This is a genomic window from Paenibacillus xylanexedens, from assembly GCF_007680605.1.
In the GTDB taxonomy this organism is placed as follows: domain Bacteria; phylum Bacillota; class Bacilli; order Paenibacillales; family Paenibacillaceae; genus Paenibacillus; species Paenibacillus xylanexedens_B.
This window is the reverse complement of record NZ_VEIO01000051.1, coordinates 1-465: the sequence shown is the minus strand read 5'-3', so window position 1 is coordinate 465 and position 465 is coordinate 1. Positions and strand designations below refer to the sequence as shown.

Below are 465 nucleotides of genomic sequence, written 5' to 3'. Positions count from 1 at the left end.
AAGGGGAAATCCGGTTGTAAATGCGTAGCATATGCTTACGATGCCAGCTTTCCCCCTGAAAGCTTTCAGCTTCGCTTCTACGGGTTCTTTCTGCCCACTCCGTTTCTGCATGCCGCTTGTAACGTTGCTTTCAAACGGTACAACCGTACTCGTTTGGGGCAACGTGGATTCCAATGACATTTCAATCGTCATTGGTTCAATGAAAAGCGCAAAGCTTCAGGTGCTCGGCATGGTGGGGCACTCCGTGGTCAGAAAACCCTCCGATCGCCCCTTACCCCCGGATTTCTTCACTCCCCCTTCCAAGGGGAAATCCGGTTGTAAATGCGTAGCATATGCTTACGATGCCAGCTTTCCCCCTGAAAGCTTTCAGCTTCGCTTCTACGGGTTCTTTCTGCCCACTCCGTTTCTGCATGCCGCTTGTAACGTTGCTTTCAAACGGTACAACCGTACTCGTTTGGGGCAACG

The 465-nt window shown here is 51.4% G+C and carries 2 protein-coding genes; both read right to left on the bottom strand.

Translation table 11 applies throughout. The annotated features are described in order from the left end of the window. A partial coding sequence (locus tag FS818_RS29130) for a hypothetical protein (RefSeq protein ID WP_145336737.1) occupies positions 1-192 on the bottom strand: 192 nt, incomplete at its 3' end. A 79-nt stretch (positions 193-271) separates the two neighbouring features. Further along, a partial coding sequence (locus FS818_RS29125) for a hypothetical protein (protein WP_222128843.1) occupies positions 272-465 on the bottom strand: 194 nt, incomplete at its 5' end.